This is a genomic window from Amycolatopsis sp. NPDC114478, assembly GCF_055633805.1.
The window spans coordinates 131,183-143,940 of record NZ_JBVKDO010000022.1 but is presented as its reverse complement, the minus strand read 5'-3'; the positions used below and the strand labels follow the sequence as shown (position 1 = coordinate 143,940).

11 protein-coding genes are annotated in these 12,758 nt (G+C 70.6%); 10 read left to right on the top strand and 1 reads right to left on the bottom strand.

Annotated features, from left to right (window positions below; translation table 11 throughout):
* Positions 1-2: 2 nt before the first annotated feature.
* From ACZ7OH_RS41805 to ACZ7OH_RS41765, 9 genes are all read left to right on the top strand, one after another.
* The gene (locus ACZ7OH_RS41805; protein ID WP_470285961.1) at positions 3-2,813 is read left to right on the top strand and encodes an AAA family ATPase; all 2,811 of its coding nucleotides are present in this window, start codon (positions 3-5) and stop codon (positions 2,811-2,813) included.
* Positions 2,814-3,278: 465 nt separating this feature from the next.
* On the top strand, positions 3,279-3,971 hold the full coding sequence (locus ACZ7OH_RS41800) for a helix-turn-helix transcriptional regulator (protein WP_470285960.1): 693 nt from the start codon (positions 3,279-3,281) through the stop codon (positions 3,969-3,971).
* Between the two features lie 326 nt (positions 3,972-4,297).
* Positions 4,298-5,233, top strand: a complete 936-nt coding sequence (gene pfkB, locus ACZ7OH_RS41795) for a 1-phosphofructokinase (RefSeq protein ID WP_470285959.1) — start codon at positions 4,298-4,300, stop codon at positions 5,231-5,233.
* 70 nt (positions 5,234-5,303) lie between these two features.
* Positions 5,304-6,416: a mannitol-specific PTS transporter subunit IIC gene (gene mtlA / locus ACZ7OH_RS41790; protein ID WP_470285958.1), complete on the top strand. Its 1,113-nt coding sequence runs from the start codon at positions 5,304-5,306 to the stop codon at positions 6,414-6,416.
* A 34-nt stretch (positions 6,417-6,450) separates the two neighbouring features.
* Positions 6,451-6,759 carry a PTS lactose transporter subunit IIB gene (locus ACZ7OH_RS41785; RefSeq protein ID WP_470285957.1) on the top strand — a complete coding sequence of 103 codons (309 nt, stop codon included), beginning with the start codon at positions 6,451-6,453 and terminating at the stop codon, positions 6,757-6,759.
* On the top strand, positions 6,749-7,204 hold the full coding sequence (locus tag ACZ7OH_RS41780; protein WP_470285956.1) for a PTS mannitol transporter subunit IIA: 456 nt from the start codon (positions 6,749-6,751) through the stop codon (positions 7,202-7,204). The genes ACZ7OH_RS41785 and ACZ7OH_RS41780 overlap by 11 nt, the downstream gene beginning before the upstream one ends.
* On the top strand, positions 7,201-8,256 hold the full coding sequence (locus tag ACZ7OH_RS41775) for a zinc-dependent dehydrogenase (RefSeq protein ID WP_470285955.1): 1,056 nt from the start codon (positions 7,201-7,203) through the stop codon (positions 8,254-8,256). The genes ACZ7OH_RS41780 and ACZ7OH_RS41775 overlap by 4 nt, the downstream gene beginning before the upstream one ends.
* A gap of 33 nt (positions 8,257-8,289) precedes the next feature.
* The gene (gene ptsP / locus ACZ7OH_RS41770; protein WP_470285954.1) at positions 8,290-9,981 is read left to right on the top strand and encodes a phosphoenolpyruvate--protein phosphotransferase; all 1,692 of its coding nucleotides are present in this window, start codon (positions 8,290-8,292) and stop codon (positions 9,979-9,981) included.
* Entirely contained in the window at positions 9,981-10,265 is a 285-nt protein-coding gene (locus ACZ7OH_RS41765) for an HPr family phosphocarrier protein (RefSeq protein WP_470285953.1), read from the top strand. Before ptsP ends, ACZ7OH_RS41765 begins: the two co-directional genes overlap by 1 nt.
* Before the next feature lie 104 nt (positions 10,266-10,369).
* Here the strand turns inward: ACZ7OH_RS41765 and ACZ7OH_RS41760 are convergent, their stop codons facing one another.
* On the bottom strand, positions 10,370-11,425 hold the full coding sequence (locus ACZ7OH_RS41760; RefSeq protein WP_470285952.1) for a DegT/DnrJ/EryC1/StrS family aminotransferase: 1,056 nt from the start codon (positions 11,423-11,425) through the stop codon (positions 10,370-10,372).
* Positions 11,426-11,620: 195 nt separating this feature from the next.
* Here ACZ7OH_RS41760 and ACZ7OH_RS41755 point away from each other — a divergent pair, with 195 nt between their 5' ends.
* Positions 11,621-12,652, top strand: coding sequence for a GDP-mannose 4,6-dehydratase (locus tag ACZ7OH_RS41755; RefSeq protein ID WP_470285951.1), 1,032 nt, complete (start codon positions 11,621-11,623; stop codon positions 12,650-12,652).
* Positions 12,653-12,758: the final 106 nt, after the last annotated feature.

The window sequence follows — 12,758 nt, the reverse complement described above, 5'->3', positions numbered from 1 at the left end:
CGGTGCTTCTGGAACGTGACGTCGAACGGGCCGCCATCGCGACCGCCCTCAACGCGGCCGCGGGCGGCGACGGATCCCTGCTGCTGATCAGCGGCCCGGCGGGCAGCGGAAAGTCCGCGCTGCTGCGGGACACCACGACGGCCGCGATCGACGCGGGCGCCCGGGTGCTGCGCGCGGACGCCACCAGACTGGAAGAAGACTTCGCGTTCGGCATCGCCCAGCAGCTGTGCCGGCCGGTGCTCGTCGCGGCCGGCGAAGAGGAGCGGGACCGCTGGTTCCAGGGCGCGTCCGAGCAGATCCTGCGCGCCCTGACCGAGGAACGGCTCATCACCGACGGCCACGAGCACTACCTGCCGACCGAGGCCGTCCTCTATGGACTGCACACGGTCGTGCACGCGATGTCCCACGACGACCTGGTCGTCGTGATCGTCGACGACCTGCAGTGGGCGGACCAGGGATCACTGCGGCTGCTCGGGTACCTGGCCAAGCGGCTGGGCGGGTCGCGGATCCTGCTGGCGCTGGCGCTGGCCGACGAATGCGAGGCACCGAAGTACCCGCTGGTGCACGAGCTGGTGACCGCGGCGGCGCGGATCGTCGTTCCCCCCGCGCTTTCGCCGCGCGCGGTGGCCTCCATGGCCGAGGTCGCGTTCGGCGAGGCCGCCGAAGAGCCGTTCACCGCGATGCTGCACGACGTCTCCGGCGGCAACCCGGCCGACGTCGCGACCGTCCTCACCGGACTGGTCGCCGAAGGACTGCGGCCGATCGCCGCGCAGACGGCGGCCGCGGAAGCCGAAGCGGTGCGGGTGCTCGACAACCGCGTCCTGATGTCCCTGGGCTCGCAACCGCCCGCGGTGCTCGCGCTGGCCCGCGCGGTCGCGGTGCTGGGCGACCTCGCCGAACCCGCGCTCGCCACCGATCTAGCCGGCATCGACGACCTCGAGTACTCGTCGGCGGTGCGGGACCTGGAGCGGCTGCGCCTGGCCGACCGCGAGGACGGGCGGATCACTTTCGTCACCACCAGCATGCGCGAGGGCATCGAGACCGCGATGCCGGTGGAACTACGGGAAACCCTCTACCGGCGCGCGGCCAGGCTGCTGTACGAGCACGGCAGGCCGGCGGAGCGGGTGGCCGAAAAGCTGATGAAGGTCGGCACCGCGGAAGCGCCGTGGGAACTGCGGATCCTCAGCTCGGCCGCGGCGACCGTGCTCGAACGCGGCGCGGGCGAGCTGGCGGCGCGCTACCTGCGCCGTGCCTTGCTGAACACCGCGCCCGACAGCGAAGAACGCGGCCGGCTGCTCGTCGAACTCGCCGCCGCGGAACGGGGTTTCGACCTCGTCGCCGCGGCGCGGCACCTGTCCCAGGCGCTGGCGCTGCTGCCGGCCGGTCCGCAGCGGGCGGAAGCCGCGCTGTGGATCCCGCCCGCGCTGGCGGCGTCCGCGCCGGTCCTCGGCGGCGCGGTCCGCGAGGCCGTCGAACCCGTGCTGCGGGCCGGCGATCCGGCGCCGCTCGCGCTCTGCGCGGAGGCACGGTCCTGGTACCCGGGGATCGGGGAGCCGGGCGGCGGCGCGGCCGCACTGGCCCGGCTGACCGAACTGGAGGACGGCGAGTACCTCGACTCACCGGCGGGCCGGGAGCTCGCGGTGGTACTGCTGCACTCGGCGGTGTTGTCGGGCAGTGTCGCGGTCGACGACGTCGAGACCGTCCTCAAGCGACTGATCAGCGAAGAGCCGCTGGACCCGCGCCACGCCTACACGTCCCTGCCGCTGCTCGTCTCCATCACGGTGCTCGCCGACCACGCCGCGGTGCTCGAACCCGCGCTGGCGGTGGCCGCGCAGTCGGCCCAGGAGCACTGGCCGGGCACCGCGCCGCTGATCGCGGCCGAGACGGCGGAGGTCAAGGTGGGCCAGGGAAACCTGGTCAAGGCCCGGCGGATCGCGCTCGGCGTGCTGGAAGGCGGCGAGCACGAGGCCTGGCCCGACGCGCTCGCGTTGTCGGCCACCGCGCTGGCCCAGATCGCCTTGGAAACGCAGGATCCGGAGCTCGGCGAGCGGCTGCTCGCCGCCCCGATGGACAGTTCCGACCACCGCGTGTTCGCCGCCCGGCGGCTGACCCGGGGGATGATCGACCTGGTCCGCGGCGATCCGGCCACGGCGCTGGGCCGGTTTCTGGACTGCGGACGCCGGCTGGACCGTGAGGGGTGGGTCAACACCCCGCAGTACCCGTGGCGGATCTGGGCGGCCCTGGTGAGCCAGCGGCTCGGTGACCTGCCCGCCGCGCAGGCGTATGCGTCCGAAGAGGACCAGTACGCGCAGCGCTGGGGCACCCCGCTGAGTGTCGGGCGTTCCCTGCGCCTGCAGGGCATGCTGACCGGCGGCGCCGACGGCATCGCGCTGCTGCAGGAGGCCGCCGGCATCCTGCGGGAGTCGGAGAACGTCGTCGAGCGCGCGCGGACGGCGGTCATCCTGGGTACCCGCATGCTCGACGCCGGGCTGCCGCACGCGGAAGACTCGCTCGCGGAAGGCCGTGAGCTGGCCAAGGGAATCGGCGCGTCCTGGTTGGAAGGCAGCGGCGAGACCGAGCTGAACGGCCCGGTGCTGCGGTTTTCCGGCGACCGGCTGGGCAATCTCACCAAGACCGAGGCCGCGGTCGCGCGGCTCGTGGTGCGGGGCTGGACGAACCAGCGGATCGCCGATTCGCTCGGCGTCACCCGGCGCGCGGTCGAGAAGAACCTCACCGGCACGTACCGCAAGCTCGAGGTGAGCGGTCGCTCGGAGCTCCTCGAGCACCTCGGCGCACTCGACCGGGAGAGCTGACAAGCCCACGCCAGACCCTTGCGGTGCCGGGGAATGCCCCGGAACCGACCCGTGACGCGCGTTCCGGTCGCTGCGGGGCCGGTGCGGTCGCGGCCCCGCACCGGCCACCGCACCCCGGCAGTGCGGCCCCCCCCCCGTGCGGGGTTCGGAGGGCGGCGGGGTGTGCGGTGTGGTGGTTCGGACCGATCTCTCCCCGCGATTTCCCTGGTCAGGGACCGAAAATCGGGCCCGTCGGGCCGGCCCGCGGGTTCGGTACCGCACCGCACGACCCCGCCCTCCGTACCTCCGTACCTCCACCGCACACGCACCACAGTGTTAAGCCCGGATAGCCGGATTGTATTGCCCGAGATAGTCAAGCGCACCTAGCATGATCTGCATCACCTCGGAAGCGGCTTGGAAAGTCGGAAGCCGTTTGGCCTTCTCGCCCCGGGGCTTCAGCTTCCAGCCGAAGAAAGGAATGCCGTCATGAGCGCGGACGTTGCGGATCTGACTACGGGTGCCGGCCTTGTCGTGCCGATGGACCGGAGTGTCCGGACGGCACCGCGCAAGCCCGCACTCCGGGCCGTCACCCCGGAAATGTGCATGGTGAACCTCGACCACCGCCTGCGTGTCGTCTCGGCGAGCATGGAGTTCTTCCGGTTGTTCGAGCGCACCTCGGACGCGGTGACCGGAACGGGCCTGTGCGACCTGCTGCACCCCAGCGTGCGGGGCAAGGTCGAGAACCAGCTGCGGCTGCTGGCCCGCGGTGAGCGCCGCCGGTTCGTCGAACGCATCCTGGTGATGCGGGAGAACGGTACGACGCTGTCCGGTGAGTTCATCGGCTCGACAGTGCACAGCCTCGGCGACCGCCTCGACAGCCTGACCGTGGTGTTCCGCCCCGACAAGGCCGACCGCGCCAACGAGGTGGCCTGCAGCAAGAAGAAGGTGCTGTCCGATATCGACGCCCGGATCCTCGAGGGTGTCGCTTCCGGGGTCTCCACGATCCAGCTCGCGGCGAACCTCCACATGAGCCGCGGCGGTGTCGAGTACCACGTGACGACGCTGCTGCGGAAGATGAAGGTGAAGAACCGGCCCGCTCTCATCTCGAAGGCCTACTCCATGGGCATCTTCGGGGTCGGGTCGTGGCCTCCCCGCGCGCTGCCGGACTTCGTGCGGTGACGGTGGCCGTGGCCGTACCGGCGTGCCGGGCGCTCCTCCGCGAATCGGGGGGAGCGCCCGGCACGCTTCGTCTTCGGCCGCGGTCGCCGCCGCGGCGAGTCGAACGGATCGAACGGGCACCTCAGCCTGACGTCCTGGTTGGCGATATGGCTTTGTGTTGGTTTCCGGCCACGGGCCGTACTGGATGTTTTGCCAGTACACGCCGGAAAGATCACGATCTCTCAACGGTAACGGTTGAACTTCTGGTGAAGTTGGGTCTTGCAAACGAAGATGAACGCAGGCAATATCAACCAAACCAACGAGAGTCCCGGTGGAGGTGTGCTGAAGTGTTCGTGACGCTGACGGCGAACCCGAGTGTCGACCGGACGGTCGAGGTCGACCGGCTCATCCGGGGCGAGCTGCACCGGGCGACGGGTGCGCGCGTCCAGCCGGGCGGCAAGGGCATCAACGTCGCACGGGCGCTGGTGCGCAACGGACTCAAGGCCCGGGCGGTCGTCCCGGCCGGCGGCGCCGACGGCGACCACCTGATCGGCCTGCTGCACGACTACAACATCGACGTCGTCCGCGTGCGGACCGCCGAACCCGTGCGCAGCAACATCAGCGTGGTCGAGCCGGACGCGACCGTCACCAAGGTGAACGAGAGCGGCCCGCACCTCTCCGGCTTGGAGCTGGAAACTCTGTGCGACACGCTGATGTCCAATGTGGACGACGCCGAATGGGTCGTGGCGGCGGGAAGCCTGCCGCCCGGCGCCGGTGACGACTTCTACGCCGACCTGATCGCGCGCCTGGCGCCGACCGGCGCCAAGGTCGTCATCGACACGAGCGGCCCGGCTTTCCGCGCCGCGGTCAAGGCGGGCCCGGCCCTGGTCAAACCGAACCTCGACGAGCTCGAGGAAGCGGTCGGCCGGCAGCTGGGCACGGTGCGCGACGTCGTCGACGCCGCCCAAGAGCTCCGCGCCCTCGGCGCGGGGAAGGTACTGGCCAGTCTCGGCAGCAAAGGTGCCGTGCTGGTGGAGGACGCGGGAGTCTGGTGCGCCAACGCGTCAGCCGAACCGCGCAGTTCGGTCGGTGCCGGTGACGCGATGCTCGCCGGTTTCCTGGCGGCAGGGGGGAGTGGCCCGCAGGCGCTGGCCACGGCCGTCGCCTGGGGAGCGGCCGCCGTGTCGCTGCCCGGGAGCACGATGCCGGGTCCCGAAGACGTGGGGGCACGTCGAGTGCGGGTGGACCCGCGTCCGGAATGGGACGAAAAGGTGCGGGAATAGCTCCGGTCCCATTCATTGCCATCGCTGGATGGCGAACCCCTCAAACCCTTTTCAGAGAAGGAAGCCAACGATGACTACCACTGCGGAGCGCGAAGAGGAAGCAACTCCGGCGAGGGCGGAACGCGTACGCGTCAGCATCCAGCGATTCGGCGGTCACCTCGCCGCCATGGTCATGCCCAACATCGGCGCGTTCATCGCCTGGGGCTTGATCACCGCGCTGTTCATCCCGAGCGGGTGGACGCCCAACGCGCACATCGCCGAGCTCGTCGACCCGATGATCAACTTCCTGCTGCCGGTGCTGATCGGTTACACCGGCGGCCGGATCGTCCACGGCCAGCGCGGCGCCGTCGTCGGCGCGGTGGCCACGGTCGGCATCGCGGTCGGCGCGTCCATCCCGATGTTCCTCGGCGCGATGATCGTGGGTCCGCTGGGCGGCTTCCTGATCAAGCTGTGGGACGAGAAGGTCGGCAGCAAGACCGCGCCGGGCTTCAAGATGCTCGTCGACAACTTCAGCGCCGGCATCATCGGCGGCACGATGGCGGTGCTGGGCATGCTGGGCATCGGCCCGGTCGTGCAGGGCATCACCAAGGGCCTCGGCAACGGCGTGCAGACCCTGATCGACGCGCACCTGCTGCCGCTGGTCTCGATCATCGTCGAGCCGGCCAAGGTGCTGTTCCTCAACAACGCGATCAACCACGGCGTGCTGAGCCCGCTGGGCGTCGCCGACGCGCTGCGCAACGGCAAGGCCATCCAGTTCCTGATCGAGCCGAACCCCGGCCCCGGCCTCGGCATCCTGCTGGCGCTGACCTTCTTCGGTGCCCGCAGCGCGCGGGCCACGGCGCCGGGCGCGATCGTCATCCAGTTCCTCGGTGGCATCCACGAGATCTACTTCCCGTACATCCTGGCGACCCCGCGGTTGATCCTGGCCGCCATCGCCGGCGGCGCGGCGGGTGTCGCGACGTTCAGCGTCTTCGGCGCCGGCCTGACCGCCACGCCGTCCCCGGGCAGCATCATCGCGGTTCTGGCCGTCACCCCGAAGGGTGGCTACCTCGGCGTCGTCTCCGGTGTGCTCGTGGCCGCGATCGTGTCGTTCATCGTCGCCGCCGTACTGCTGAAGTTCGGCCGGGACGCCCGCAAGGAAGAACGTGAGGCCGCCATCGCCACCGGCGGGGCCGTGGCGTGACGATCACCGTCGATCGAAGGAAGGAAGCACGGGAATGAGCAGCATCGAGGGCAAGGAAGTCAAGAAGGTCATCATCGCCTGCGACGCCGGCATGGGCAGCAGCGTGATGGTCGCCTCCCAGCTGGCCAAGCGGCTGAAGCCGTACTCGGTCAAGGTCGAGCACACGCCGGTCAACGAGATCCCCGGCGACGCGCAGGTCGTGCTGTGCCAGACCACCCTGGTCAGCCGGGCCCGCAAGGCCAACGCCAACGCCGTGATCCTCGGCTTCCAGAGCTTCCTCGGCGACCCGGTGTTCGACCGCGTCGAGCAGGCGATCCGGGACGGCGGCTCCCTTGCCGACTGACGCCGCCATCCTGGGCCCGGAGTCCGTGCTCATCGGCGCCACTGCCGCCGACCAGGCCGACGCGATCGCGCAGGTCGGGAAGAAGCTCCTCGAGCTGGGGGCGGTGGAGCCGGAGTACGTCGACGCGATGCACGAGCGCGAGAAGTCCGTCTCGACCTACCTCGGCGAGGGCGTCGCGATCCCGCACGGCACCGACGAGTCCCGCAAGTTCGTGAAGCGCACGGCGCTGGCGATCGTCCAGTTCCCCGCCGGGGTCGACTGGAACGGCGACGACGTCCGGCTCTGCGTCGGCATCGCGGCCAAGGGCTCGGAACAGGTCGTGATCCTGTCCTCGCTGGCCCGGATCCTGATGGACGCCGACCAGGTCAGGGAACTGCGCGAGGCCCCGGACGCCGACACGATCCTGCGACTGTTGAACGAAGTGGACGAGGAGTATTCCCGATGAAGGTGGCACGTTTCTACGCGCCGGGTGACCTGCGGGTCGAAGACGCGGACGAGCCCAGCCCCGGCCCGGACGAGATCAAGATCCGGGTGCACAACACGTCGACGTGCGGTACCGACCTGAAGATCTTCCGGCACGGTCACCACCACATCGACCCGCCCCGGGTGATCGGGCACGAGATCGCCGGCGAGGTCGTCGAGACCGGCGCGAACACCTCGGGCTGGGCGCCGGGTGACCGCGTCCAGGTCATCGCGGCCATCCCGTGCGGCGAGTGCAAGCAGTGCCGCAAGGGGCTGCAGCAGGTGTGCGAGAACCAGCTGTCGATGGGCTACCACTTCGACGGCGGCTTCGCCGAGTACATGATCGTGCCGAAGCAGGTCCTCAAGGTCGACGGCGTCAACCGGATCCCGGACGGCGTCAGCTACCCGGAGGCCTCGGTCGCCGAGCCGCTCGCGTGTGTCCTCAACGGACAGAACTTCGCGCGGGTCGGCGAGGGCGACGTCGTCGTGGTCGTCGGCGCCGGTCCGATCGGCTGCCTGCACGTGCGGCTGGCCCGCGCGAAGGGCGCGGCCGCGGTCTACCTGGTCGAGCTCAACCGCGGCCGGCTGGACCTGGCCGCCGACCTCGTCAAGCCGGACGCCGCGATCTGCGGCAGCGAGGTCGACGTCGTCGAGAAGATCCTCGAGCTCACCGAGGGCGAGGGCGCCGACGTGGTCATCACGGCCGCGGCGGCGGGCAAGGCCCAGGAGGACGCGCTCAAGATGACCGCGCGCCGCGGCCGGATCAGCTTCTTCGGCGGCCTGCCGAAGGACAACCCGATCATCGCGTGCGACTCGAACCTGGTGCACTACCGCGAGCTGACCATCTACGGCGCCAACGGGTCCAGCCCGGAGCACAACCGCCAGGCGCTCGAACTGATCTCCTCCGGCAAGGTGCCCGTCGCCGACCTGATCACCCACCACCTGCCGCTCTCGGACGTGCTGAAGGCGATCGACATCGTCAGCAGCGGCGAGGCGATCAAGGTGACGATCGAGCCGGGCACCGCCACCGCGTGAGCGGTGGGCACGGATCCTAGGAGGCGACCAACGGTGGTTGACGAACTGCGTGGCAACCCGGCGAGCCCGGGCGCGGCCGCCGGCCCGGTGGTGCGGCTGACGCCGCCCCCGGTGCTGCCCGAACACTGGGACGCGCCGTCGGCTCCGGAAGCGGAGCTGGCGGCGGCGGGCGAGGCGCTCGACGCGGCGGTGGCGGACCTCGAGAAGCGCGCGGCTTCGGTGTCGGGCGAATCGAAGTCCATCATGGACACCCAGATCATGATGGCACAGGACCCGACCCTGCGGACCGGCATCGCCGACGGGGTGGCCAACGGCCGTCCCGCGGCGTGGGCGATCCGCGACGCGTTCGGCAAGCACGTGGCCGCGCTGGAGACCATCGGCGGTTACCTCGGCGAGCGGGCGGCCGACCTGATCGACATCCGCGATCGGGCGATCGCGGCGGCGCTGGGCCTGGCGCCGCCGGGCATCCCGGCGGTCGACGGGGCGTTCGTGCTCGTCGGCCAGGACATCGCGCCGGCCGACACGGTGCTGCTCGACCCGGCGAAGGTGCTCGGCATCGTCACGGAGAAGGGCGGCCCGACCAGCCACACCGCGATCGTCGCCCGGGCGCTGGGCATCCCCGCGGTGGTCGGCTGCGCCGGCGCCGCGGGGCTGGCGGACGGCACGACGATCGCGGTCGACGGGACCCGCGGCACGGTCGCGGTCGACCCGGACGACGAGTACGTCGCGCGGATCGAGGCGGAAGCCGCGGCGCTGAAGGAAAAGCTCGCGGCGCACAGCGGTCCCGGCGCCACGGCGGACGGTCACCCGGTCAAGCTCCTGCTCAACGTCGGCAGCGCCGGCGGGGTGGAGTCGGACGCCGCGGCCGACGCCGAAGGGGTCGGGCTGTTCCGCACCGAGTTCCTGTTCCTGGACCGCACGGAAGCGCCGACGGTCGAGGAGCAGCGGGCGGCGTACGGCGAAGTGCTGCGCGGGTTCGGCGGCCGCCCGGTCGTCATCCGCACGCTCGACGCCGGCGCCGACAAGTACATCCCGTTCGCCAACACCGAGGACGAGCCGAACCCGGCTCTCGGCGTGCGCGGGTACCGCGTCGGCGTCCGCAACCCGGGTCTGCTCAACGCCCAGCTGGAGGCGATCAGCCTGGCCGCGGCCGACCACGACGCGGACGTGCGGGTGATGGCGCCGATGATCGCCACCCCGGCGGAGGCGGCGGCGTTCCGCGAGCTGGCCCGCGAGCACGGGATCGGCAAGATCGGCGTGATGATCGAGGTGCCCGCCGCGGCCATCCGAGCGCGGGACATCCTGGCGGAGGTCGACTTCGTCAGCATCGGCACCAACGACCTGTCGCAGTACACCTACGCCGCCGACCGCATGCTCGGCGAGCTGGGGGAGCTGCTGGACCCGTGGCAGCCGGCGCTCCTGGCGCTGGTGGCCAACGTCGCCGCGGCGGCGAAGGAAGCCGGCAAGACCGCCGGCATCTGCGGGGAAGCGGCGAGCGATCCCGGGTTGGCGCCGGTGTTCGCGGGGCTGGGCATCACCAGCCTCTCGATGTCGGTGTCCGCGGTCCCGGCGGTCCGGGCCGCGTTGAAGGACCACACATTGGAGCAGTGCGAAATCCTGGCCGGCGAGGTGCTGACGGCGCCGGACGTGCCGACGGCGCGCAAGATCGCCGAAGAGTTCTCGGCCCGGACGGTCGACCGGCATTCACGAGAGGGAAGTTCCTGATGTCCAGTAGGAAAGTGGTGATCGGCTCGCCCGTCGGGCTGCACGCACGACCGGTGAAGCTGCTCGTGGAGCTGGCCACGCGCCAGCCGGTACCGGTGAAGATCGGCCGCGACGAGAGCCGGCTGGTCGACGCGACGAGCATCCTGGGCGTGATGGCCCTGGGCGTCCGCGGCGGCGAAGAGGTGCTGCTGACGGCCGAGGGCGGAGGCGCGGAGGAAGCGCTGACGGTGATCGCGGACCTGCTGGCCCGCGACCTCGACTCGGCGGAGCAGCCGGCGAGCTAGTCTTCGGTGGGGCGCCGGGTGACCCCAGGCCCGGCGCTCCACCGAACCCCACACGTGAAACCGCCCACCGCTGCCGGTGGGCGGTTTTCCGCGTTCCGGGCGCCTCAGTGGACGCCGTAGAACTCCCGGACCCGGGACGCGATGAAGTCCTGGTCCGCTTCGGACAGTCCGGTGTGCGTCGGCAGGCACAAGCCCGTCGCGGCGTAGCGGGCGGCGTTCAGGTCCGGCCACGACGGGTCCAGATACATCGGCTGGCGGCTCATCGGCGGGAAGAACACCCGGGTCTCGATGCCCGCCGCCGCCAGGTGGGCCTTCAGCTCGTCGCGGTCCTCGGCCAGGACGTCGTACATCCACAGGACGTCGCGGGCAGGCATGCGCGTGATGCCGGGGAAGTCGAGGCGCTCGTCGTAGCGCTTCTCGATCTGCGAACGCAGCTCGAGGATCTCGTCGATCCGCTCCACCTGGGCCAGTGCGACTGCCGCCTGCAGGTTCGTCATCCGGAAGTTGTACGCCAGGTTCTTGTGCACGAAGTCGTGGGCCTTGCCGGTCGCGAAGCCGCGCAGGTGGGCCATCTGGGCGGCCAGCCGCGCGTCGTCGGTCAGGCAGATGCCGCCCTCGCCGGCCGTCACGATCTTGTTGGCGTACAGCGAGAAGCACGCGACGTCGCCGACCGGGCGGACGCCGTGCGCCTCGGCCGAGTCCTCGACGACGCGCAGGTTGTACTCGAACGCCAGCTCCATGACCGCGTCCATGTCGCAGCGGCGGCCGTGCACGTGGACCGGCATGATCGCCTTGGTGCGCGGCGTGATCGCCTCTTCGGCCCGCACGGGGTCGATCGTGAGGTCCTCGCGGCAGTCGACGAAGACCGGCGTAGCCCCGATGTACGTGACGGCCCACGCCGACGCGATGAACGTGCACTCCGGTACCAGGACCTCGTCGCCGGGACCGATGCCCAGGGCACGCAGCGCGAGGGTGAGCGCGGCGGTGCCGGACGAACACGCGACGCCGTGCGCCTGGCCGTTCCACTCGGCGAACGCCGCTTCGAAGCGCCGGACGAACGGCCCCTGTGCGGAGATCCAGCCCGTGCTCACCGCTTCGGTGACGTAGTCGCTTTCCCGGCCGGTCAAGTACGGCTGGGACACGGGGTACTGGAAGGTCATCGGTTCCTCGCTCGCTTCGCCGGATGCCGGAAAGTGCCAGGATGAGCCGAACCGGAACTGGAAATCACCAGTCATGGCCGCCGGAACCCGCGATTGTCCAATGTTTTCCAGAGTCGGCGGGGCGTCCAATGGACCTCGATCAGCGGCAGTCTCGGGTAGCCGTGGGCAAGGCCGGCCGGTGGACGTGGGAGAAGCATGACGAAACGAGCATTGATCACGGGCATCACGGGGCAGGACGGCTCCTACCTTGCCGAGTACCTGCTGGGCCTGGGCTACCAGGTGTGGGGCCTGGTGCGCGGTCAGGCCAATCCGCGCAAGCTGCGGATCAGCAGGCTGGCCACCGAGCTGAGCTTCGTCAACGGCGACCTGCTGGACCAGGCGAGCCTGGTCGCGGCGGTGGACCTGGTGCAACCGGACGAGGTCTACAACCTCGGCGCGATCTCCTTTGTGCCGATGTCGTGGCAGCAGGCCGAGCTCACGTCGGACGTCAACGGCATGGGCGCGATGCGCGTGCTCGAGGCGATCCGGATGGTGTGCGGGCTCGACAAGTCCCGGTCGGCGCCGAGCGGGCAGATCCGCTTCTACCAGGCGTCGTCGTCGGAGATGTTCGGCAAGGCCGCGGAGACGCCGCAGAACGAGCGGACGATCCTGCACCCGCGCAGCCCGTACGGCGTCGCGAAGGCCTACGGCCACTTCCTCACCCGCAACTACCGCGAGTCCTACGGGATGTACGGAGTCTCCGGGATCCTGTTCAACCACGAGTCGCCGCGGCGCGGCATGGAGTTCGTCACCCGCAAGATCTCCAGCGCCGTCGCCCGGATCAAGCTCGGTGTGCAGGACGAGCTGCGGCTGGGCAACCTCGACGCGGTCCGCGACTGGGGCTTCGCCGGTGACTACGTCCGCGCGATGCACCTCATGCTGCAGCAGGACGACGCCGTCGACTACGTCATCGGCACCGGCCGGATGCACACGGTCCGCGAAGCGGCCGAGATCGCGTTCGCCGCGGCGGGCCTGGACTGGCGCGACTACGTCGTGATCGATCCGACGCTGGTGCGCCCGGCGGAGGTCGAGGTGCTGTGCGCCGACGCGTCCCGTGCCCGCACCGAACTGGGCTGGAAGCCGACCGTGACGTTCGAGGAACTGATGCGGATGATGGTCGAGTCCGACCTGAACCAGACCAGCCGCGAGCTGGACCTCGGCGAGGCGCTGACCGCCGCCGTCTGGTAGCCGCACCGCTTTTCCCCGCAGGGGACAACAGACATTCGCGTCCCGGGCGGTCTTCCGCCGGGCGTCGGGTTGCCGGGGCAGCAGCCGTCACCGGGGTGCACCATTC

Excerpts from the sequence above, each read along its gene's own strand:
- ACZ7OH_RS41800 (WP_470285960.1), top strand. The coding sequence starts at position 3,279 with ATGAGCGCGGACGTTGCGGATCTGACTACGGGTGCCGGCCTTGTCGTG.
- mtlA (WP_470285958.1), top strand. The coding sequence starts at position 5,304 with ATGACTACCACTGCGGAGCGCGAAGAGGAAGCAACTCCGGCGAGGGCG.
- ACZ7OH_RS41785 (WP_470285957.1), top strand. The coding sequence starts at position 6,451 with ATGAGCAGCATCGAGGGCAAGGAAGTCAAGAAGGTCATCATCGCCTGC.
- ACZ7OH_RS41775 (WP_470285955.1), top strand. The coding sequence starts at position 7,201 with ATGAAGGTGGCACGTTTCTACGCGCCGGGTGACCTGCGGGTCGAAGAC.
- ACZ7OH_RS41765 (WP_470285953.1), top strand. The coding sequence starts at position 9,981 with ATGTCCAGTAGGAAAGTGGTGATCGGCTCGCCCGTCGGGCTGCACGCA.
- ACZ7OH_RS41760 (WP_470285952.1), bottom strand. The coding sequence starts at position 11,425 with ATGACCTTCCAGTACCCCGTGTCCCAGCCGTACTTGACCGGCCGGGAA.
- ACZ7OH_RS41755 (WP_470285951.1), top strand. The coding sequence starts at position 11,621 with ATGACGAAACGAGCATTGATCACGGGCATCACGGGGCAGGACGGCTCC.